17 protein-coding genes and 1 pseudogene are annotated in these 23,863 nt (G+C 35.3%); 10 read left to right on the plus strand and 8 right to left on the minus strand.

Annotated elements, in window-relative coordinates:
• The first annotated feature begins 307 nt into the window (after positions 1 to 307).
• From EAH81_RS05820 to EAH81_RS27695, 5 genes and pseudogenes are all read left to right on the plus strand, one after another.
• Positions 308 to 712: a hypothetical protein gene (locus tag EAH81_RS05820; protein ID WP_140504762.1), complete on the plus strand. Its 405-nt coding sequence runs from the start codon at positions 308 to 310 to the stop codon at positions 710 to 712.
• A gap of 485 nt (positions 713 to 1,197) precedes the next feature.
• Positions 1,198 to 1,509 (plus strand): annotated as a pseudogene (locus tag EAH81_RS28105) (hypothetical protein); the annotation flags it as partial.
• 130 nt (positions 1,510 to 1,639) lie between these two features.
• Positions 1,640 to 5,026, plus strand: coding sequence for a type II CRISPR RNA-guided endonuclease Cas9 (gene cas9, locus EAH81_RS05825; protein ID WP_161595784.1), 3,387 nt, complete (start codon positions 1,640 to 1,642; stop codon positions 5,024 to 5,026).
• Between the two features lie 875 nt (positions 5,027 to 5,901).
• Positions 5,902 to 6,159 (plus strand): hypothetical protein, encoded by a 258-nt coding sequence (locus EAH81_RS27690; protein WP_194150812.1) that lies wholly within the window; start codon positions 5,902 to 5,904, stop codon positions 6,157 to 6,159.
• A gap of 81 nt (positions 6,160 to 6,240) precedes the next feature.
• Positions 6,241 to 6,570, plus strand: coding sequence for a hypothetical protein (locus tag EAH81_RS27695; protein WP_194150813.1), 330 nt, complete (start codon positions 6,241 to 6,243; stop codon positions 6,568 to 6,570).
• A gap of 990 nt (positions 6,571 to 7,560) precedes the next feature.
• Here the strand turns inward: EAH81_RS27695 and EAH81_RS05840 are convergent.
• The 3 genes from EAH81_RS05840 to EAH81_RS05850 all read right to left on the minus strand — a co-directional run bounded on the left by EAH81_RS05840 (position 7,561) and on the right by EAH81_RS05850 (position 11,178).
• A complete protein-coding gene (locus EAH81_RS05840) occupies positions 7,561 to 9,045 on the minus strand; it encodes a hypothetical protein (RefSeq protein ID WP_241676516.1) in 1,485 nt (494 codons plus the stop codon).
• A gap of 79 nt (positions 9,046 to 9,124) precedes the next feature.
• Positions 9,125 to 10,918 (minus strand): T9SS type A sorting domain-containing protein, encoded by a 1,794-nt coding sequence (locus tag EAH81_RS05845; RefSeq protein WP_140504766.1) that lies wholly within the window; start codon positions 10,916 to 10,918, stop codon positions 9,125 to 9,127.
• 56 nt (positions 10,919 to 10,974) lie between these two features.
• Positions 10,975 to 11,178: a hypothetical protein gene (locus EAH81_RS05850; RefSeq protein WP_140504768.1), complete on the minus strand. Its 204-nt coding sequence runs from the start codon at positions 11,176 to 11,178 to the stop codon at positions 10,975 to 10,977.
• A 392-nt stretch (positions 11,179 to 11,570) separates the two neighbouring features.
• Between EAH81_RS05850 and EAH81_RS05855 the strand changes: the two genes are divergently transcribed.
• Positions 11,571 to 12,623: an alpha/beta hydrolase gene (locus EAH81_RS05855; protein ID WP_140504770.1), complete on the plus strand. Its 1,053-nt coding sequence runs from the start codon at positions 11,571 to 11,573 to the stop codon at positions 12,621 to 12,623.
• Positions 12,624 to 12,737: 114 nt separating this feature from the next.
• On the opposite strand, the gene EAH81_RS05860 is transcribed toward EAH81_RS05855, so the two are convergent.
• Positions 12,738 to 13,196: a sensor of ECF-type sigma factor gene (locus EAH81_RS05860; RefSeq protein ID WP_140504772.1), complete on the minus strand. Its 459-nt coding sequence runs from the start codon at positions 13,194 to 13,196 to the stop codon at positions 12,738 to 12,740.
• A 335-nt stretch (positions 13,197 to 13,531) separates the two neighbouring features.
• Between EAH81_RS05860 and EAH81_RS05865 the strand changes: the two genes are divergently transcribed.
• The 4 genes from EAH81_RS05865 (at position 13,532) to EAH81_RS05880 (ending at position 20,067) form a co-directional block, all read left to right on the plus strand.
• A complete protein-coding gene (locus tag EAH81_RS05865; RefSeq protein WP_140504774.1) occupies positions 13,532 to 13,936 on the plus strand; it encodes a hypothetical protein in 405 nt (134 codons plus the stop codon).
• A 414-nt stretch (positions 13,937 to 14,350) separates the two neighbouring features.
• Entirely contained in the window at positions 14,351 to 15,736 is a 1,386-nt protein-coding gene (locus EAH81_RS05870; RefSeq protein WP_140504776.1) for a TolC family protein, read from the plus strand.
• 6 nt (positions 15,737 to 15,742) lie between these two features.
• Positions 15,743 to 18,988 (plus strand): efflux RND transporter permease subunit, encoded by a 3,246-nt coding sequence (locus EAH81_RS05875; RefSeq protein ID WP_140504778.1) that lies wholly within the window; start codon positions 15,743 to 15,745, stop codon positions 18,986 to 18,988.
• Positions 18,985 to 20,067, plus strand: coding sequence for an efflux RND transporter periplasmic adaptor subunit (locus tag EAH81_RS05880; RefSeq protein ID WP_140504780.1), 1,083 nt, complete (start codon positions 18,985 to 18,987; stop codon positions 20,065 to 20,067). Before EAH81_RS05875 ends, EAH81_RS05880 begins: the two co-directional genes overlap by 4 nt.
• A gap of 230 nt (positions 20,068 to 20,297) precedes the next feature.
• Here EAH81_RS05880 and EAH81_RS05885 read toward each other — a convergent pair whose 3' ends face one another.
• From EAH81_RS05885 to EAH81_RS05900, 4 genes are all read right to left on the minus strand, one after another.
• Entirely contained in the window at positions 20,298 to 20,681 is a 384-nt protein-coding gene (locus tag EAH81_RS05885) for a DUF1573 domain-containing protein (protein ID WP_140504782.1), read from the minus strand.
• Positions 20,682 to 20,866: 185 nt separating this feature from the next.
• Positions 20,867 to 21,814 carry a prolipoprotein diacylglyceryl transferase gene (gene lgt / locus EAH81_RS05890; protein ID WP_140504784.1) on the minus strand — a complete coding sequence of 316 codons (948 nt, stop codon included), beginning with the start codon at positions 21,812 to 21,814 and terminating at the stop codon, positions 20,867 to 20,869.
• 40 nt (positions 21,815 to 21,854) lie between these two features.
• Positions 21,855 to 22,265, minus strand: a complete 411-nt coding sequence (locus EAH81_RS05895) for a hypothetical protein (RefSeq protein WP_140504786.1) — start codon at positions 22,263 to 22,265, stop codon at positions 21,855 to 21,857.
• 91 nt (positions 22,266 to 22,356) lie between these two features.
• Positions 22,357 to 23,649: a hypothetical protein gene (locus EAH81_RS05900; protein ID WP_140504787.1), complete on the minus strand. Its 1,293-nt coding sequence runs from the start codon at positions 23,647 to 23,649 to the stop codon at positions 22,357 to 22,359.
• Positions 23,650 to 23,863: the final 214 nt, after the last annotated feature.

Here is a 23,863-nt window from a genome sequence, read left to right on the forward strand (position 1 = left end):
ATTTCAATATTAAATAATTACAAAAAACTTCAAAACTAACTAATAAAAAGACAATAGTATTATTCTTTTTTGTATTACAAATAATTTAAAATATTGAATATTTCTAAATAAGAAATTAAAAGCTCTATTGCACAGTCGCAAAAAAGGTATCAACTCCAGTTCTCCCAACTGAGTTTTTCTTTTAGATATTAGCACAACCTTGACTTCTCTAAATTTGTGTTAAAGTTTTTGGTGGAGGCTTGTAATACAGTAAATTTGAACTCGAGAATTCTATCCAAAAATTAACTTCTCAATTTTTGCCACCCAAATGAAGTGTCTTAAAATTTTTTACATTATTCTGTTTTGGATTTCAGTTTGTGGAAATGCTTTTGGTAAGGCAGCAGAACCTGTATGTGAAAACTTTACTGCAGAAAATACTTTCGTAAAGGAAAAGTTTTTAGGGACTGAACTTTGTTTTTTCGAAGTGGTCAAAAAAATAAACTATCGTAACGATCATACACTAGATAAAATTGAGGTATTGCATCTATTAGCCCCCAAAGCTATCAATAGAAAGGCAATTCCTGAAGATAATTTAGACAATTACCTGTTATCGGATTTATATTCCAGTGACTGGATTACTTTAAAATCTCTATATGATACCAGAAGATGTGAGGGTATTTTAAAAAAATATACTTCGAGAAACAATTACCTGCATCTTTACCAGCTCTTCTAGCACAATCGTATTACTTTACAGATTCTATTTGTGATGTGCTCACTTAGCGCGGAGTTTTAGTTAAGGACAAAATCTTAACTGTAGACCATGAAAGAAAATCTCAAAAATTACAACCGCATTTTCCAAAGAGAAAGCAGTTCAATTAAGTTATGAAAGAGATAATATCTCTCAACTTTCTAAGGAACTTGAGATAACAACTGTTTTGCGTTATAAGTGGCGCCAAAATTATCAAGAATTTAGAACGGGAAGTTTTCCTGGAAAAGGCAATAAGCATTTTTTCCAAGGGAGGTCGATTATTTATCTTTTCATAAAAGACCATGAAAAAATATATTCGATTGAAAGAGGTGCAAAGTTTTAGAAATAATTAACAGCCGTTACTATAAATGGAAAAACAAGTTATTTCAGGAATAGATAAAGGAGTAATTTTAATAAAAGCAACAATAACCTCCGTCTATTTTACTGCTAAACAGTGATATGGGAGCCCTAGGATTACTTTAGAGCTGCAAAATATTGGGTATCAAATATCCAGAATAACGGTAGCCAAATACATGAAGCAATTAGGTTTATACAGTAAATTGAGTAAGAAATTTAAAGTAACAACCAATTCAAAACATAATCATTTCGTTGTTCCAAATATTTTAAAAAGAGAATTTACAGTGAAAGAACCTTCTAAGGCTTGGGTTTCAGCTTTACCCATATCAAAAATAGTAGAGGTAGTACAACATAGAGACATAATAAAAAAGTCCTACCGAAGCAGGACTAAAGATTTTCATCTACGGCATATAGCCTTATTGTGATAAGATTAAAGATTAGAAATTTTAATCAGTTACAAATGTATAGAAAAAATAAATTGGTTTGAATAAGGAAAACAGTAATTACTTTATTTTTTTTTAATGGTAAAATCCATGCAGATTAATTTTAATGACTATGGCAAGAATTTTAGGATTAGATTTAGGGACAAACTCAATAGGTTGGGCATTAATTGACGATAAGTTAAATAAGATTTTAGCGATAGGAAGTAGAATATTTCCAATGGGAGTTGAAAATCTTGGCGATGGTGATAATGAAATTTCTAAAAATGCAAGTAGAACTGGTGCAAGAGGAGTTAGACGTCAATTTTTTAGGAGAAGATTAAGAAAGAAAATTTTACTTCAAAAACTTTCTGAAAATAATATGTGTCCAATGGATGCTCAAGATTTTGAAGATTGGAAAAAGACAAAATTATTTCCAACAGCTAAGCTAGTAAAATGGTTTGCATTAAACCCATACGAACTTCGACACAAAGCCTTAAACGAAAAATTATCATTAGAGGAAATTGGCAGAATTTTTTATCATTTGATTCAGAGACGTGGATTTTTGAGTAATAGCAGAAAGGGGGGTATTGATGACGGAGCCATTTTTAAAGGAAATCAAAAAGAAGGAAAAATAGGAATTGATGATACATTAGCGAGTATAGAAGATAAAACATTGGGTGCATATCTATTTGAAATATATCCAAAAGAAAACCGCCCTTTTCAAAATGGTTTGGAAAGAATTAGAAATAGATATACAACACGGAAAATGTATGTAGATGAATTTGAACTAATATGGAGTAAACAAGCACAATTCCATACAAATTTAAATGAAGAATTGAAAATTTTATTTGGTGGAAGGAAATTAGATGGTTACAAAGAAGACGGAATTTTATTTCATCAGCGACCTTTGCGCTCTCAAAAACATTTGGTTGGTAAATGTTCTTTTGAGCCAACTAAAACTAAATGCCCAATTAATGCAATTCCTTTTGAAATGTTCAGCATTTATCAATGGGTAAATACAGTTGAATATAATGGAAAGAAAGTATCTAAAGAAGAACAAGAAAAATTAATTGAACAACTATTATCATTTGAAAAAATAGAATTTAAAAAATTGCGAAAAGCAATTGGCAAAGAAAGTGCTGAATTTAAATTTAATTATAAAGATGATGATAAAATTGTTGGAACATACACTATTTCTAATTTATCAAATAAAAAATTCTTTGGTAAAAAATGGTTTGAGTTTTCAGATAAACAGCAAGAAGATATCTGGCATGTTTTGTATTTTTTTGACAGTAAATCGAATCTTAGAGAATATGCGGTTAAAAATTGGAGTTTTACAGAAGAGCAAGCTGATACAATATCAAAGTTCAATGTAAAAGATGGTTATGCGAGTTTAAGCAGAAAAGCTATTGGTAATATTTTGCCATTTATGCGACAAGGATATACCTATGATGTTGCAGTTGTAATGGGAGGCGTTAAAAATGCTTTTGGAGATAAATGGCAAAACGATACTGTTGAAAATAATCAAAGGCAATTAGATTTAATTGAGAATATTGAAGGAACTATCAGATCAAAAAACTCTGGAAGCTTTATAGATACAGTAAAAGATTTGCTTCGTAAAGAATTTGAGTTTGATGACAAACAACTAAAAAAACTCTATCAACATTCTGTAGCAGATGATGTAACATCATTGTTCGAGAAATTACCAATTGGAAAAAAAGCGGACAAGGAAATTCAAGCTATTAGAAATCCTATTGTTATTACTGCGTTGTTTGAATTGCGTAGGCTCGTTAATGAATTAATTGATGACCACGGACAACTTGACGAAATAAAAGTCGAAATGGCTCGCGATTTAAAAATATCTAAATCACAACGAAATAAAATTCGCAGGGATCAAAAACGGTTAGAAAGAGAAAACGATAGAGTTAAAGCGGAAGTTGAAAAATATACAAGAGTTTCTCATGATAACATTCTAAAATTTAAGCTTTGGGAGGAGTGCAAACAAACATGTGCGTATACTGGAATTCCAATTCCTATTACTAAATTATTTACAGGTGAAATTCAAATAGTACATATTCACCCTTGGAGTCGCTCATTAAATGATAGCTTTAATAATAAGACATTATGTTATGCTGATGAAAACATACTTAAAGGAGACAGAACACCCTTTGAGTTTTATGGAAATGATGAGTCTAATTGGCCAAGTATTAAAGAAAGGGCATTAAAATTATTTTCTGACACAAAGGAGTATCCAAATGCATATCAAAAATTTAAAAGATTTGTGCAGCAAAAATTTGATGATGATTTTTCATCTTACCAGTTAAATGATACTCACCATATAAGCAAGGAAGCTAAAGATTATTTGTCACTAGTTTGTAAAAAAGTAAATGTATCACCCGGACAACTGACTTCTAATCTACGTCAAAAGTGGGGATTGAACCATATATTAAATACAGATAACGATGCTAAATCTCGTGAAGATCACCGTCATCATGCTATTGATGCATTAGTTATGGCATGTGTAAAGACAAGTTATTTGCAAGAATTGTCGAGATGGAATCGATATGACAGGAAATCAGAATTAAAGAACTTCCCACTGCCTTGGGTTGGCTTTAATTTTGATGCAGAAAAAGCTGTTGACAAAATATTGATTTCACACAAAAAACTCAATAATATTGTAACTATTAAGGCACACAGAGTTAAAAAAAATGGAGTTGTTTTTAAAAATATTGGAGTAGCAGCAAGAGGACAATTGCATAAAGAAACTGTTTTTGGAAAGCGAAACTTTAATGGAGAGGAAGCATTTCATGTTAGAAAGGCAATTGATAGTTTAACAACTGAAAAGCAATTAGAAAAAGTAGTTGACCAAACGATTAAAAAATTAATACATAAAAGAATTCAAGAATTAGGTGGATTTGTAAAAGGCTCTATTCCTTCAAATACATTTTTTAACGTTGATGAAAATGGAATTAAACATCCACAAATATTTTTGCCTAATAAAAATGGAAGCCCAGTTCCTATTTTAAAAATAAGAATGAAAGAAAATATTGGTGGAGCCGAGCAGTTAAAAGATGATCTAAATCAATGGGTAAATCCCAGAAATAATCATCATGTATTAATTTACAAAGATGAAAAAGGGATTTTAAAAGAAGAGGTAGTTACATTTTGGACAGTTACAGAAAGAAAAAGAAAAGGGCTTCCAATCTATCAATTACCAGCAGATGGCAGTGAAATAATTACCACTTTGCATATTAATGATATGTTTTTACTCCGTTTAAATGAAGAGGCAATTGATTGGGAATATCCGGATTATGAAAATTTGAAAGAGAATCTATTTAGGGTGCAAAAGTTATCGTCTAAATTTTATGAATTTAGATTAAGTTCGGAGTCATCTATACAGAATAATTTTCAACCTTTTTATGTTAGAATTCAAAGTTTTGGTGATGGAAAAACGGGATGGGAAACTTTTAAACCAATTAAAGTAAAAGTTTCAGTTTCTGGAAAGATTCAAAAAGTATAATTTAAAAACAGTTTTTTAATGCTATTTTCTGTCTTAAACATCCAAACCACAACTATAATCGATATTCGATTTTGGTTCTAACCATTTACGTTTTCTGATTTGATTAAAGATTAGAAAACACGATATTTCTTAGCTAAACCACTTGTTATAGAATCTAGTTGTGGTTTGATTAAAGATTAGAAAACACGATATTAAACCAAAAGAAATAGATAAAGAAAGGTCAGTTGTGGTTTGATTAAAGATTAGAAAACACGATATTGAACCAAAAGAAATAGATAAAGAAAGATCAGTTGTGGTTTGATTAAAGATTATAAAAACACGATATTAATTGATTTGTTATTTAGGGTTTTGGTTGTGAATGTCGTTCAGAAAAATGCCTCTTTTATGGATTGATAACCCATAATTGCGGCATTTTTTCTATTGTAAGGTTTAGTAAATAAGCTTTGGGACGTTGATATATTATTGATAATTGTAAATGCAGCAGCAGTAAAATAATTCCAGTTGTGTGGATAGAGGTGCTGATGGTAATGCTGATTTCCCTCAAAAAAAATAAAATATTGCCAAATTGTTTATTGGTTATTCGAAGTACACTTACTTTTCCTAAAGGTGGCAGAAGTTTGTGGATTCTCTTTTCATGAACATCGGCTCTTTCACAACTTGCGTAATTTGGATCTGCTAACTTTGTTTAAAATCCAAATTAAACCATTTTAAATAAAAGCAGTCTTATTAAAATAATCTTAAAATACATAAAAAATGAAGACCCCAATTTTATTTGTTATCTCTTTTTTCTATTATTATCCTGTTTAAAAAATGACGCAGATGAGTCAAATCAAGATTCTGCATATATAGATGATGATTTGGCAGGGCCTATTTCCATGCCAAAAACAGAATATGGTTCGGACGGTAATTATCAGGTAGCAAAAATTAGTTTTCCAAGCCCATTATACAGTGGGAAAAATGTTGAAATATTTTATCCAAAAGATATTACTTCACCAAAACCTGTTATTTTTTATTCGCACCCTTACGGAGGTGAAGAAAGTGCATATAATATAGGCCTGTATGAGTTTATTGTAAAGAAAGGGTATGTGGTAGTATTTGCTCCATATCCAACCACGGGTGCAACGGTCGATTAACAATACGAGACACTATGGGAAAGTTTTAAAAAAGCTGTTACAGGTTATCCTGCTATAATTGACACAAAAAAAGTAGGTTTAATGGGCCATTCTTTTGGTGCAGGCACCTCCTTTGCTTTGGCTCAGAGAGGATTTATTGACCAAGGCTGGGGGGAGAACGGACATTTTATTTTTGCAATGGCACAATGGTATTCTTACCAAATTACGCAGGAGGAATTAGAAAGTTTCCCGGAAAACACAAAATTAATTACTCAGGTCTATGACGATGACGTAACAAATGATCATAGGCTGGCAATTAATATTTTTAAAAATATAAATATTCCAAACTCTGAAAAAGATTTTATTTTAATAAAAAAATCAGTTTTACCGACTTTTACTTACACAGCTGAGCATAATAGTGGAGGATTTTAAATGGTTTAGGTTTTAAAAATTTTGAATCTGCAAAGAGAACTTTAAGCGGTATTGAGGTTGTTAATACGCTTAGAAAGAATCAGATGGTTAATCCTGAGAAAACTATGTTTAAATCCTTTTGTAAATTGGCGAGCTAATTATTAAATTACTTAAAATCTTATATTTGATTCTGACAGATGCGACAGAACCTATTAAATAATACAAAATGCATGTGAGGTAAATATAAGATAAAAGTTTACAGATTGTTAATGGGCGTAAAAAAAAGACACTTTAAGTTTTGTGGCAAAATCGTGGCATAAGTAATTTTGGAAAATTAGAATTGCGGTAAATGCGTGGCCTACAGAATTTGGGTTCTAAACTGTGGCTGGAAATATATCTCTCAGCACGAAAAGTAGCAATTTCAAATCGAAAGTGTATACTTGGAATAAACTTGAAGTAATATAAAAATCTCACAAAGCACTAAAAATAAACCCGCCAAACACTAAATGCTTGACGGGCTGTCCATTAAACATAATCTTCCAGTATATGTTTAACTACAAAATTCATAAATTTCTAAAATCAATTGAATCGCAGAATCATTTTTGAATCTGCTTTTTGTAAAAAATAAAGTTTCAAGATTTTAAGCCATATTAAGAAAATGATCTTATTGATTTAAATAACAGCTTTTTCTAATCAGTTTTTAAAATAATTCATAATCTACGATTTAACGTAAAATTTAAATTATTATTGAAACTAAAAAAATACTTTACAGTTACAAAATATATAACTATGATATCATGTAGCAAATTTCAAAGATGATTATATTAATTATAATTTGTTTCTTTTCGGTTATAGATGAATATTTCAACTTAATTACATTTTTTAGCAATTTTCTATGCAAAAAATACGTTTCTTAAATATTTAATTCATGAAGATTTGTTTGATTTTTACATTATTAAATATGTAAGTGTTATTTTATTATAATGAAATATATAAGTTATATATTATAAATTATTTAATTGTAATTGTCATATTAGGAACTACAATACTTCCATTGCTTCCTGTATAACGCTGCGCATAAACTTCTATATAATCGTTAGTTAACATTTCAGTTGTAGCATTTAAAGGAAGAACCACAATATCATTTGTAGATGCGCCCTTACCATAAATTTTATATTGACTTAAAAGTGTACCATTTTTTGCTATATAAACAATGTAAGTACCTGCTGCTGGAACCTGAAAAGAGATGGAACCCGATATTTGAAAAATTCTTTTCTTTTTTCCTATGTATCTTAATCTATTTGGGGAATCAGTTGAAAATCTGAATAAATTGGAATAAGTTGTTGACGGTGTACCTGACCCTACTTTTACAATATCGCTCGGATTTGAATTGTTAAAAGCAACTCCCAGACCACTTCCTACTGCATAATCCATTGCAAAATCTGCACTGGCATTTGCATCTGTCTCAGTTGGAATTCCAGCAGATCGAACGTTCCAGCTATTATTAAAATTGTATCCTGTATAACTACCCGTTGTATATGGCTTAACATAATTTGCAGGAGTTGGTCCTGTAAAAACAACTGACTCTAAAACAGCATCACTTGTGATAGTAAGCCCTGTCGTAGAAACATCAAGACCAAAAGCTCCGGTATTGACATTTGAGAAACCGCCTTGCTTTTCTATCAAATTGAACGTTCCTGTAAATTTTTCATAAGTACCTGAATTATTGCTAAACCATGCCTGGTTACTCAATAGCAATTGACCGATATTATTATAGGTAATTCCATTGGTGTTTCCTGAAAAATTAACAATACTTAGAAAAGCTAAACCATAACCAGATATAGTCCCTATATTATTGGAATTGGCGATAATACAATCTCTAAGCAAAAAAGTTTGAGCCGCCGTACCGCTTAGATTGAAAACTGTAGCTCCTGGTGTCGTAATGGTAAGATTCCTTATGCTTCCGCCTGTTGTTCCATCAAAAAGATTTCCTGATGTTTTCACAATAATATCTTCATTAGCATCCAAACCGTCAAGATAAGCACTGTTTAAATCTATTGGAAAATTAAATACAATCTGACCATTAATTTCATACAAAGTATTCGATGTCAAAACATATTTAGCACCACCACCTGCCGCAAGTTCAGTGGCTAATACAGTTGCTAAATTGTCGCCAGCTCTAATACGCTTAAAATTTAATCGCGGTAGTGCACCACTTATAGGTAACCATGATGATGAAGACGATATATAAGAATAAAACAATTTAAAATCTGTATCATAGACCATCAACCCGTCCGCTGGAGCAGCTATAGCATTTCTTTGTCCAGTAGTCATACGTGGTGTTAACAAGCCCTGGGTAGTAGAAGTTATATCTAAAATAGAGCTTGCAGCCGGAGTTACGGTACCTATACCGATTTGTGCATTTCCTAAAAATGATAATAAGAAAAAAAAGAGCAGCAATATTTTATGCTGTCTCTGAGTGTATTTATTTACCATAATTTTTATTATTAATTAGTTTTTGAAGATTAAGATATTTTATCAGCAACATAGGGCATTAAGAATTCAGGAATAGTACTTATTTTTTGCCCGAATTTGATATAATAATTTTTTGGGTTATTTTTTCATTGTCAGAAGTTAGAAAAGTGGCAATGTAAATTCCAGAACTTAAGCCCGAAGTTGAAAAATTATAATTTTGTTCAACTCCCAAATCACTTTTGTTTAATACAGCCTTTCCAAGAATATCAAACAAAACAAATGATTCAAAAGCTATGTTATTTGGATTTGAAGCTTTTAAGACTTCATTAATATTGTCTTGAACTATTAAGAATTGACTTTTTATTTCTTCATTAATACCGAGGGTCTGATTTGTAAAAGTTATTTTAAATCGGTCAGAATAAACGCCAGGTGCAATAACAACCTGATAAGTTCCATTTTTAATATCATGATAAGATGAATCTAATTCGTCATATAAGTAAATATTTTGTGAAGAATCAAAATTAACAATCTCAGGAATATAAAATTTCAGAGTAGTACCAGCAGTGGCTTTAACGGTTAAAGGTATTTTCTTTGAGAGTTCAAAATTAACTCCTTGGATTACATAGTTGGAATTTTCCAACCAAAATGAAATATCACTAGGAAGGCTTTGATCCATGTTTAAAGCATCAATCCCAACATCAATCCCATCTGTCGCTTCGGGTATAAATGCCAAAGCAAGTTGCCTGGTAAATTGATTATTTATAATTGTGTTTATTTTAAAGTGAGACACAGGAGTATTTTTCTCCTCTGGAGTATATAAAGCTTTATCTTTTGTTAATTTTGCAAATTGAGATAAACCAGTACCTTCTTTATAAAATGCACGGTGCGAATTTTTAAAAGTAACCGAACCGTTAGCTGCACCATTAATTAGAAAACCTTGTCCAATAGGACTGTATTTTCGCTCTATTATTAAGCCAGAAGATGTGCCGGTAGTGTTTAAACTGCCATTACTATTATAGCTATTAAATGTGGCTGCAACATATAGTCCTGTGGATCCTAATGCTACCGGTGAATAAGTACCATAACCTCCTCTATAAGCAGATAGATAATGGGAATTTACCGTTTTATCTTGCTCCCAAAAGTAAGCAACCCCAGTGCAGGCTGCATTTGAGGGATCTAATAGGAAAGCATTTAAATGAAGTGCCGAAGGGTAAGGATTCCCTGTAAGTGTTGCTGCATTTCCAGCTCCTACGGCTACTGTTATATTTCCATCATTGGGCTTACCTCTGAAATCATATCTTTGAGCTCCAGTTCCAGGATTATTGAGTATGCCGGTTCCTTCTGGATCACTTGTATCGGTACCACTTGTGCCTTTCATTGTAAACCCTTCTCCAGCTGCTATTGTTGTAGCGCCTCCAACCTGAACCCATTGCGAGTAGTTATTGGCATTGGTTAACTTATAAATCCAATATGACGCTATTGCAAGTGGGCTTGCTGATCCATCATAATTTGTAAGTGGAAGTATCGTTGCAGGCACCACAGCAGTTGAAGTAGTTGGCCTATTTAGCAGTGAAATTCCAAAAGGTGTATTACCTGTTGATGCAATAGGGTTTCCAACAGGGGAACACCAATAATTATATTCAAAGTTGTCTGAAGTACCTTCCTGATAAACAGATACAATACCTGTCCCGCTATTGTTGGATACTCCCGTAGTACCCTGGACCAACTGAGAGTTATTTCTTAAATATAGATTTGAATTTGTTGCTAAATCTATATTCTGATTTACATACAATACTTCATTTTTAACATATAAAGGAGAATTTGCACCAATATATATTTGTGAAAATGTTTGAATAGAAATAAAAACAAAAAATAATGGTAATATTTTTTTCATGATTTTTTCTTTATTTTTAATACTAAAGGATAAGGACTTCTCTTGATAGGAAACACTTATAGCTTACTTTTTTTTCTTTTACCTATAATATAAAACCCAAAAATAATTCCAAGTGCAAATAATACATAGACAAATGAATCTATTGGTGCCGCTACTGGATCATCAGGCAATCCCGGAGGTGGTGGATTCTGAGCAAAAGCGATGTTTTGAATAAGTAAAATTGCTGAAAAAAAAATAGTATAAAAAAGTGACTTTTTCATTTTTGAGGTGCAGGTTTAAATTAAATTTATCTGTCTCCCTTCTGATTTGTTTTTAAACTTTCATTTTCAATCTTAGTATTGTTAATTTGCTGTAAGCTAGAGAGTAGAAAAAGCATTAAAAAAAGTTTGTAATTATTGTATTACAATATCAAATCTGGGTCATTACAAAGTAGACTCTAATATTTGGCTTTCCTCTTACATAATTTTTAGTTAAATGTTACATAATTCCCACATCTAAAAACAAAAAAACTTAATATATTGAATCTAAAAAAAATAAGATTTAATTTAATCTTGATAGAATAAAAAAAGTATCAAATCAAAATATTAAAATCCGAATTAAACCATTTTAAATAAAAGCAGTCTTATTAAAATAATCTTAAAATACATAAAAAATGAAGACCCCAATTTTATTTGTTATCTCTTTTTTTCTATTATTATCCTGCTCAAAAAATGACGCAGATGAGTCAAATCAAGATTCTGCATATATAGATGATGATTTGGCAGGGCCTATTTCCAGGCCAAAAACAGGATATGGTTCGGACGGCAATTATCAGGTAGCAAAAATTAGTTTTCCAAGCCCCTTATACAGTGGAAAAAATGTTGAAATATTTTATCCAAAGGATATTACTTCACCGAAACCTGTTATTTTTTATTCGCACCCTTACGGAGGTGAAGAAAGTGCATATAATATAGGCCTGTATGAGTTTATTGCAAAGAAAGGGTACGTGGTAGTATTTGCGCCATATCCAACCGCGGGTGTAACGGTTGATGAACGATACGAGACACTATGGGAAAGTTTCAAAAAAGCTGTTACAGATTATCCTGGTATAATTGACACAAAAAAAGTAGGTTTTATGGGGCATTCCTTTGGTGCAGGCGCCTCCTTTGCTTTGGCTCACAGAGGATTTATTGACGAAGGATGGGGGCAGAACGGACGTTTTATTTTCGCAATGGCACAATGGTATTCTTACCAAATTACACAGGCTGAATTACAGGAATTCCCGGAAAATACAAAATTAATAACCCAGGTCTATAATGATGACGTAACAAATGATCATAGGCTGGCAATTGATATTTTTAAAAATATAAATATTCCAAACTCTGAAAAAGATTTTATTTTAATAAAAAAATCAGTTTTACCGACTTTTACTTACACGGCTGAGCATAATCTTCCCAATACGCAAAGTTCGTATGATGCATATGACTATTATGGTATTTACAGATTACTTGATGCCATGATCGATTATAGTTTTAATGGAAATTTGACTGCCAAAAATACAGCCCTTGGCAATGGATCTAAAGAGCAGGTAACAATGCCGAGCTATAATGGGCAGGCATTGTCTCCACTCGAAGTAACCGATAATCCTTCTCCATTATATCCACAGAGTAAATATTCTTTCCAGTGTGGTGCATTAAATAATCCCCGGATTACAAATTGTAATTAAAGATCACCATATCGTATTTTCTGTTTCCGGATCTGGTTAAAATAATAAGAACCCTAAATAATAAAGTAAGTATTATTATATAGGGTTCCTATCGCTGTTGTTTATTTTGTAGTATTAATTTTTACCAGCTTTATCCCGATATTGTTTTAACAATTTTCGGTTAAAATCATTTTCAGATTTTTTAAGCTTTAATATTTTTTTTGCCGGAAGTATTTTTTGAAGACTGCTGATATAATTTTTTTTCAATAAATATAATTCCCTATTGGTATTTTCTATTTGTGACAATAGTATTGCTGCTTCTTTTTCTGAAATTGAATTGATATTATCATCATTGAGTTTTCGTAAATATGTTTTCATTTTTTCATGACGCAGCTTATATTGTTTATCGTCATACGTATTATAAATAGGCCAAAATTTCTCCGCTTCTGCCGAAGTAAGTTCAAGATCTGCTGTTAAAAAGGAAACTTTATAAGCTTTAATTTTCTCGAGTTTTTCGTTTGTTTTTTCATTTTGTGCATAAAATGAGAAACTGGTCAAAAATAGAAGTATCGGCAGTATGTTTTTGATTTTCATTTTTTTAGTTTTTGTTGTGAAATTAAATTTCTAATATTTGGGTTATCTGCTGTTTTCCTGCTCTTGATTGAATTTTCGAGGTTTTCCATCATTACATTATTTAAGTGCAGCTGCAGCTTACATCCTTTTACATATTATAAGATATGTTTTACAGTAAAAGGTTTAAACAGTAAAAGGTTTAATTTGAGCAAGCAAATAATTTATTTTTTTATTAAGGGATCAGCGGAAGCTGACAGCCATAAATTTATGTTAAAGTTTATGGTTTAGCCTTGTAATGCAGTAAATTTGATCCCGAGAATTCTATCCAAAAACTAACTTCTCATTTTGACGCCCAAATGAAATGTCTTAAAATTATTTACATTATTCTGTTTTGGATTTCCGTTTGTGGAAATGCTTTTGCTAATGCGGCAGAACCTGTATCTGTAAATTTTACTGCAGAGAGTACATTTGTAAAAAAAATGTTTTTAGGGACTGAACTTTGTTTTTTAGAAGGAGTCCAAAAAATAGATTATTCTAACTATCATGCACTGGATAAAATTGAAGTATTTCATCCACTAGTTGCCAAAGGGATCAATAGAAAGGCAATTCCCGCAGATAGCCTGGACAATTACCTGTTATCGGATTTATATTCCAGTGAATGGATTACTTTAAAATCCTTTTATGATACCCAAAAATGTGAGGGTATTGTAAAAAAATACGCATCAAGAAACAATTACCTGCATCTTTACCAGCTATTCTAGCACAACTGTACCATTTTACAGATTCCTGATTATCACTTTCTTTAACCTCTTGAGTTATTAAGCTTTTGCTTTTTTTACTTTATGTTTTATATGCTGATGCTTTACATATTCTGTAAAATTTCCAATTCCTCTTACATCGCCTATCCTGATTTACAGATTGCAGTTTATGTGTCTGGACCTTGTATTGCGTTTTCGTAAAATTTTATGAGATTGAAAACGGCACAGATTCTTCTGCGCACATTTCCATGTATGCTTTTTTCTTATATGGATTCAATGGGATCAAGGTGCAATAGAATAAAGACAATAACTGTTTTCTCTTGCAGGATAAGGTATGTGATAGCTATAGGGCGTTAAGATCCGTTCCCTTGTGCTTAAAGGAAAATCTTTTTATCCCATAATCTTTAATATATCATCATGATGCATTATCTAAAACAAAGCGCATTTATTGCGTTATGCCTTTTTGCAGCCATAACCAGTCATGCACAGCAGCACATTACCTTAAAAGAGCTCCTTAGTAACGTCTATAAAAAAGCTCCAGGCTTAATTGCTGACTCAGCTTCGATTGCTATTGTACAGGCAAGATCCAATGAGACCCGCGCCAGCTGGCTGCCTACTTTAAAGCTTAATTACCAGGCTGATATAGGCACAAACAATAATACACCGGGGCCTTATTTTGGTTTTGGTATTGTCCCGTCCAACTCACGCGGTGTGCGTACTGAAAGCAACACAAGTGCTGTACTTACAAATTTAGGAATTGCTGCATTAGACTGGGAAATCTATAATTTCGGGGCTTATCGGGCGCAGAATAACTTAGCCAGATCGGACATCGAAGTTGAAAAAAATAAATTCCAGCAGGCCAAATATAAACTCGAGGCCTATACCATAGGCAATTACCTGCAACTGCTGCGTTTAGAGGATTTTCGCTCTATACAGTCCCACGCTATAAAACGCAACGAGGAGATAGTGCGATCCATTAAATCCCTTGTCAAAAGCGGTGTGCGGCCGGCTGTAGAAAGCAGTATTGCCGAAGCGGAGCTTTCCAAAGCACGCTTAACCTATATTGAACTCGATAATGAGTTAAAACAAACCCAGCTGCAATTAGCTGCAATCAGTGATCTGCCTTTTGAAAATATCCTGCCCGATACCCTGGCAGAAACACGGCTTATAGAGCGAGCCGATATCTCCGGGCTTATGGTTTCCGATACCACTAATCACCCTATAATTAATTACTATAATGCTCTTGTGAGCAACAGCCGTGATAGAGAAAAACTAGTCAAAAAACAATATAACCCTAAGGTTTTACTAGAAGCAGCTGCATGGGAGCGCGGGGCAAGCGTGGATGCTGAGGATCATTTCAATAAATTATCGACCGGTCTCAATTTTGACCGCAGCAACTACCTGGTTGGTGTTGGAATCTCTTACAGCCTTTTTGATCTGAGGCATCAGCAATTAAAGTTACGCACACAGAAAAAGGCTACCGACTATGCCTTAAAGAATCTGGCTGCCCAGAAATCATTACTGGCATTAGGAGTCAGCCAGGCTGACCTTGAGTTAAAAACCGCCCAACAGCGTCTGGCTGAAATTCCAAACCAGCTTCAGGCTGCCAAAGCCGGATACCGTCAAAAGCTGTCTTTACATAAAAGTGGTCTGACTGATATCATTGATCTCAACGCAGCACTTACTATTTTATACCGTTCCGAAACTGATTATGCACAGGCACGGTTCTCTTACATCAGCGCCCTATTTCAAAAAGCGGTTACTACAAATCAAGTCAGTTCGCTTTTAAACCTTTTAAATTAGTTTATTATGTCAATGGTTACCTCAGCACTCAAACGGCCTATTACTACAGTGGTCATTACCTTGAGCCTTTTGATTTTCGCGATACTAAGCGCTGTGAAGATCCCTATAGATATCTTTCCGCAGCTCAACCTGCCCACGATATATGTAATAGAATCTTACGGCGGTATGTCGCCCCAGCAAATGGAAGGCTTTTTCAGTACCCGTCTGCAGGATCAGTTCCTGTATGTTAATGGAATAAAAAACATCTCTGCCAAGAACATTCAGGGGCTCACGATGCTTAAGATCAGTTTTTATGAAAATACGAACATGGCCGAAGCGCAGGCTCAGGTTGCCTTACAGGTTAACCGGGCAATGAAGTTTTTCCCCCCTGGCGCGCTCCCGCCTCAGGTAGTGCGCTATGACGCTTCCTCATTGCCAGTGGGGCAGCTGGTGTTGTCAGCTCCAAACCGAAGCCTGAAAGAAATTTATGACATGGCAGCCACCCGTATCAGACCCATGTTTGCTTCTGTACCCGGATTATCGGCGCCTCCTCCCTTTGGGGCTAATTCACGTTCGATTACCGTCAATATTGATCCGGCAAAACTGCGCAGTTACGACCTTACCCCGGACCAGGTTGTCGAAGCGCTTGCTAAATTCAATGTGATGTCGCCTTCGGGTAACCTTCGTATTGATAATACGATGTTTACCACTACGATAAATTCACTGGTAAAAAAATCGGAGGAGTTTGGTGAAATTCCAATCAAAACTAAAAATGGAATTTCAGTATTGGTAAAAGATGTGGCGCGTGTAGCCGATGCATCTGATATTACGGTTGATTATGCGCTGATTAATGGAAAGCGTTCTGTTTATATTCCAGTTGTAAAAACTGCCGATGCCTCTACCTGGTCTGTCGTGCAGGGCCTGAAAAGCAAACTGCCTGAAATGCAGAGTTTGCTGCCTGATGACATAAAAGTATCATACGAATTTGACCAGTCTGTTTTTGTGATTAATGCGGTGAAAAGTTTAATAACCGAGGGCAGCCTAGGGGCCTTGCTGACAGGATTGATGGTACTGTTGTTCCTGCGTGACTGGCGTAGCAGTCTGATTGTAGTGATTACTATTCCGGTATCTATTTTATTAGGTGTTATGCTCTTAGGGGCCTTTGGACAAACCATCAATATTATGACCTTAAGCGGTCTGGCATTGGCTATTGGTATCTTAGTGGATCAGGCAACAGTAACGATAGAGAATATCCATCAGCATCTTGAAATGGGCAAGTCAAAAAAGCGGGCCATTTATGATGCCTGTGAAGAAATAGCCTTCCCGCTTTTGCTTATCCTGCTATGTATTCTGGCTGTTTTTGCGCCGTCATTCCTAATGAATGGTGTGCCCAAAGCCATGTTCCTTCCATTATCAATGTCAATTGGCTTAACGATGATCGTCTCCTACATCCTTGCCCAGACAGTGGTGCCTATTCTAAGCAACTGGCTGATAAAAGAAGAGCAATACCAGCATTATGATCATAAGCAGCTTCACGCGCATGCCGGGGAGGCACTGGATAAGGAGGAAATAATTCAGGTGAATGAACATTTGGAAAATGAAGTGGAGCATCCAAAAGATAATGATTTTTTTGAGACTGTTAAAATGAAGTTTATGAATATTATCACAAACTGGATGCCAAAGAAAAAACTTATTGTTTCTGTTTATTTAGCTGCTGTTATTGTTTTAGCGGGGATTGGATTTGTTGTTATCGGAAAAGATATGATGCCAAAAGTGAATAATGGCCAGTTTCTTATCCGAATTAAGGCTCCCGATGGCACGCGCCTGGAGCGAACCGAAGATAAGTTTAAGCAGGTATTATCCATTATTGATAAAACAGTGGATCACCATATTGAGATCAGTTCGGGCTATGTAGGAATAATTCCAAGCAGCTATGGAACAAGTAACCTTTATATTTTTAATACCGGTACCCACGAAGCTGTACTGCAGGTCAAACTGGATGAAAATTATAAAGTAAATATGGACGAGCTCAAAGATGCACTGCGAAAAAACATACGTCATGCCAGACCTGAGCTTCGTATTACCTTTGAGCCTATAGACATGACCGAGAAAATAATGAGTCAGGGAGCTGCCACACCAATTGAATTAAGGGTAACAGGGAAAAACATGCAGGAGATTGAAAGTTATGCCCATAAGGCAGTAGCCAAACTAAAACAGATTCCTTATCTGCGCGATGTGCAGATTGTGCAGCCACTGAAAATACCGGTAATCGACATTACACTTGACCGAAAAAAAATCTCGCAATTTGGACTCAATGTGACAGATGTGGCGCGTTCTGTTACAGCCAGCACCTCCTCAAGCCGTTTTACCGAGAAAAACCAATGGCTGGACGAAGATAAACAATATACGTATCAGGTTCAGGTTCAGATACCTGAGTCTACGATGAATACTATAGAAGAATTAAAGGAAATCCCACTGCTGAAAGGACAAAACACGCCTACGCTTGGCGAAGTGGCAGATTTTAAAATAAATTATGCCCCGGGTGAATATGACCGCTCCGGACCAAGACGGTTTTTAACAGTGAGTGCCAATATCCATAAAATGAATCTGGGTACTGCCACAGCTGATGTTGAAAAAGCCCTCAAGGGATTAGGAGTACCGCCAAAGGGTTTAGTATGTGAATTAAAAGGAATGTCCAACTTACTGACCGAAACCATGGATAGTCTGCAGGTGGGTCTGGGTTTTGCCATCCTGGTTATCTTTTTACTGCTGGCGGCAAATTATCAGTCATTTAAGCTCTCACTTACCGTACTCTCAACAGTGCCGGCCGTAATTTTAGGTTCCTTAACGGCATTAATGTTAACAGGATCTACCCTTAATCTGCAGTCTTACATGGGGATGATAATGTCGACAGGTGTGTCTGTTGCCAATGCAATTTTGATTGTGACCAATGGCGAAAAGCTTAGGTTGGAATTTCAAAATGCAACCCGCGCCTCTATTACCAGTGCTGCAATACGTTTACGCCCTATCCTTATGACCAGTTTAGCCATGATGGCAGGTATGGTCCCTATGGCAGCAGGAATGGGAGAGGCCGGCGAGCAGACTGCTCCACTGGGGCGCGCTGTAATTGGGGGATTATTTGCCTCCACTCTGGCAGCTTTGTTTATCCTGCCGCTGGTATTTGCCTGGATGCAGGAGAAGTCAACTTATAAGTCGCCCTCATTAATGCCCGAAGAATCACCTATTTTAAATTTAAACGATGTAAAAAAATGAAAGCAAAATTAAGTATACTGGGTTTATCCCTTGTTCTTTTGGCTGGCTGTGGCCAGAGTGAAAAACCGGTAGACCTGACCCAGACAAAGAAAAATAACTCAAGTGAATATGAAATTGGAACTATCACAGAGAAAGCCTTGTCCAGTTATGTTCGTCTGCCCGGACAGTTGAACCCTTTTAATGAAGTGAATTTGTTTCCCAGGGTAAACGGGTTTGTAAAATCGATCTATGTTGACCGTGGTTCAAAGGTTAGAAAGGGAGAACTGCTCCTGACACTGGAAGCCCCTGAGATGGAGTCACAGCTTCAGGCAGCAAATTCGCGCTATCTGCAGGCGCTGGAAACTGCAAATGCGAGTAAGGAGAAGTATAAGAGGCTCAAAGAGGCCGCAGCCGAACCGGGCTCGGTATCGAACCTTGAACTGGACAGCGCGATGTCCAAGATGAAATCTGATATGGCAGTGGCTAATTCCGAAAAATCAAATGTCCAGTCGGTAAAAACCATGCAGGGCTATCTTAATATATATGCACCATTTGATGGCATGATCGTAGAGCGAAATATATCCCCGGGTGCCCTTGTTGCACCAGGGAAGGCCAGTGACCAGCCCATGCTGGTTTTACAGGATACCAGAAAATTACGTCTGGAGGTTGCTGTTCCGGAAAACTATGTGGATAAAGTTGACCTGAATAAAGCCATAACCTTTAACTTTAATGCAATACAAGGAAAAGAGTATACGGGAAAGATAAGCCGTGTTGCCAATGCTTTGGGAAGCATGAGATCAGAAGCCATAGAAATAGATGTGATCAACAGCGATAATAAACTAAAACCCGGTATGTATGGAGAGGTTAAAATTGCTATGGTATCCGGTGCAAAGTCCCTGCTGGTGCCCAATACGGCTATTGTTCAGACAACGGAAAAAGAATATATCATTGTAGTTAAAAAGGGCAGGGCTACCTTTGTTGATGTTAAGGAAGGTATGACAAGTAAAGATGATACAGAAATTTTTGGGGCTTTGTCACCATCAGACCGTATCATTTTAAAAGCCGGGGAAGAAATAAAACAGGGTGAAATCATCAAGTAATACAGGAAACAAAAAAATGGAATTAAATCCCCGATGCTCCTAACTGACTCATATTATTTCTAGTAGATTAATAAGGCTGCCTTCAAATAGTGCAGCCTTATTATTATCTGGTCTTGTCTTTAAATATAAATTCTGTTTTTAAGTTTTAGTAAGCTATTACTCTTCGTGCATTATATTTTATATCACAAAAGTTTCAAAAAACAGCTATTCACTATTTTAAGCTTTTATTTTTAAAGGACTTCCCCTTTAATTCTTAAGGCAACCCTGCCGTCCGGATAGTTTACGGCATTGCTCTCCACGGTAATTGTTTTACGAATCGGGCCTTCAGTCAGATTGTTGTATTTGATATTAATTTTTCCTTTTTTACCCGGCATAATTGCCGAAGCAGGTTTTGTAACAACGATTGAACTTAGTGTTGATTCTGCGCGTGTGATCAGCAGCGGTGCGTTTCCGGTGTTTTTAAATTCAAATGAACGAACTTTATTATCCGCTTTGGAAGTTGTACCATAATCTATGGTATTATCCGCATCTTCAAATTCAATTCTGGGACCATTTTGGCAGTAACCAACGGTGCTGAATAATACTACTGCAATAAAAATGCTGATATTTTTCATTTGGATTGTTTTTAAGACGTAAGTAAATTTACTTTCATAATTAAATAAAAAAAACTGTTTCCCCGATACAATATAAGTATTGATTATCTACTGGCCGGAATTTTAAAACATGGTTATTATTAATAAATAAGTTGTAGTAAAGGGGCTGTAATATAGTGATTTAATATAAATAAATTGTATGTATATCAGTTCTTAAAAAGTGATTTTCTTTTATGTGATCTGAGAATTATAAAAAAACCGACTAAAATGAATGGGATACTTAGCCACTGGCCTGTTAGCAGTACAGGGTCTTTTCCCTCAAATCCTCCCTGGCTGGCCTTTACAAATTCTACACAAAAGCGGACTGTCCAAAGTAAAACCAGAAAAACTCCAAAGATCAATCCAGGCTGGGTCCGTGCATCGGTTTTCCAGTACATATAGTAAAGGATTATAAAAACAACGATGTATCCTGCGGCTTCATAAAGCTGCGCGGGATGCTTGTAGGGTATGGCAGCGAGAATATCTGAAAACCGGGGATCTTTTTCTATTAAATCATAGGCCTGACTGTAGTCTTGTTTACCAGTTATGCTCATGGCTTTGGCCCTGGAAAGATTGTCTTCATCCCTCACAAACTTTACGGCTGTAGGAAATGTGGAGGATACCGGTCTTCCTGTAATTTCAGAATTAAAAAAATTTCCCAGCCTTACAAAAACTCCTCCGCTGCTTACCGGTATCACGATACGGTCCAGTACCCAGAACACAGGCTTATGGATTATTTTTTTGCTGTACCAGATAACAACCAGAATCACTGCAATGGCAGCCCCATGACTTGCAAGCCCTGTAAAACCTGTATATTCAAATTGCGGCTTAAAACGAAAAGGAAGCAGGATTTCCTCAGGATGCTTGGAAAAATAATTCCAGTCGTAGAAAAAGACGTGTCCTAATCTTGCGCCGATTATCGTGGCGGCTATTGTATAGATAAAAAGTTTGTCAAGCTTTTCCACAGGTTCATTCTCGCGGTCGTATATTTTTTTCATTATAAACCATCCGGTGCCAAATGCGATCAGAAACATAAGGCTGTAGAAGTGAAGTGTGAAAAAACCGATTTGAATCCCATCTGAAGGGTTCCATATTATAGCAAGTGCCTGTATCATAATTATCTGGAAATATAAAAAAAAATAGCTCTTTTTTTGCTTATATAGTACGCTGCCTTGCCAAATCGATATTTTCAAAAAACAAAATCTCTATAAATGTTTCTGAAAAATCATATTTGTATTTTTCAACAATATTTTTTACAAGCGCGGAATAGGAAGCTGTCTGAATAGAACAGGGAGTATATTCTAAAATGCTGTTCAAATTAACTGCAGCCCCTGCGTCCCTGGCAGTGATATATTTTTCTGCTGTTTGAGAATGACATGAAGCATCCGTTTTGATGCTCAATGCAGCAGCAGTATGCTTTTGTAACTCATTTTCAGGTGTTTGTGCAGTATAGGTTTGTTGATTGGAAAGGGGTTTGATTTTTAAACTCTGCGCAGATAAACTAGCGGCAGCAGGAGAAATAAAACATAGTAAGATGATAAAATATTTTTCTAGAGGTAAGGCCATTATGTTTTGGTTTTTTTGGTCTTGTTTACGACAAATACATAAATGTGAAGGGCGCCCCTTAAGCAGTTTGGCGCCCTTGAATATAAAAAAATTATCTGTTTCCGCTGGAGGCCGTAATTTTGCCTAATTGTAATCGGAAGTCCGGTTTTTTTGCATTGAAAATATCAACGAAGGTTTCTTTGTTGTCGCTTTGTGCGGAAACATTAAAAAACAGGCTGTTGCCGTACCAGTGCTCTAAATCTTCATTGTTTGTATTGTACTCGGTAAAAATATTCCCCTTACACAGGTTAAAAAACATTTCCTGAAATTGTACTTTCTTCAGATTAACATCATTAACCTCTGTTTTGCTGTCCAATAAAACAGCAGGGCTGAATCCTGAAATTACGCTGCGTTTCATTTCAAGGGAAGCATTTTCCCCTACGTAAACAGCTTCTTTTACCAAACCTGACTGAATATCGGCTTTGATGTTCTCGCTGTCGTTAAGCATTGTTATATTGGAAGCGGTAACAAGAGTCTGGTTTTTGGTAAAATCGGTCTCGTTTTTCTTTTCGTATGATTTTACTTCCATGCAGCGTGATCCGTCTTTATTACTTGATAAATAAGAAGATCTTACTGCCAGTGAGTTGTACAGGCGGCATTGAATGCCCTGTGTGAATTTATAATCGTCATTGATGGATTTATAAGAAACAAATTTTGTAGCATTTACATCACCTCCGTAAAAGGCAAATGAATCACCTCCCGAGTAGCTCACCATTATGTTCTCCAATATGGTCTTGTTTCCAACTCCTGCAATGGTAAGGCCGTTAAAAGTATCGGATCCTTTTACTTTTTTTCCCGCAAATTCAATCCTTACATATCTTAGAATACCCGAATTTGAAGAGGCGTTATCGCCTCCATAGGTGGTAAGTGAAGGGTCAAGATCTAAGTTGTAAGAACCAATATTTCCGAATTTATTGATCGGAGCATCGCCAAGGATTACAACCCCGCCCCAGTCGCCTGCTTTTTTCATGCTGCGGTTAGAAGTAAAAACAATTGGGTCTGTTTCCTGCCCGTCGGCAATTATCTGCGCTCCTTTTGTTACTACAAGCGTGCCTTTTGTTTCAAAATCACCGATAATTAAGGTACCTGGTTCAATGGTTAAAACAGCATTGTTTGTAACATATACGTTTCCCTGTAACACATAGATATTCCTCTTGAGCAATTTTGTGTTAACACTAATATTTCCTGCTAAAATTTGGTTTGGATCGCCGTACTCTGTTTTATGAGGTTTAAATTCGGTCCAGTTGTCCAGCCAGTTGGTGTAGCCTATAATTCCTTTCTCCTGCTGGGCACTCATACTGGTAACTGTCAAAAAAATACAGATAATCTGAGTAATTTTTTTCATGATAGGGGCGTATTAAGGTTAATATGTAAATTTGGGTCAGGCAATTGCTGTAAGCCAATTTAGTCAGGTAATCTTGACGGTGAAAATCCTTGGTTACACTCATTGCTATACAAACAAAAATAAATAAATAAACTTAAAGATTCAGCAAATTGTTTTTCTTTTTTTTAAATAGCTGTTATTTATGTACTTGTTTATCTTTTTTTATCTGCTGGGA

Source organism: Flavobacterium pectinovorum (assembly GCF_006438875.1).
Classification (GTDB): Bacteria; Bacteroidota; Bacteroidia; order Flavobacteriales; family Flavobacteriaceae; genus Flavobacterium; species Flavobacterium pectinovorum_A.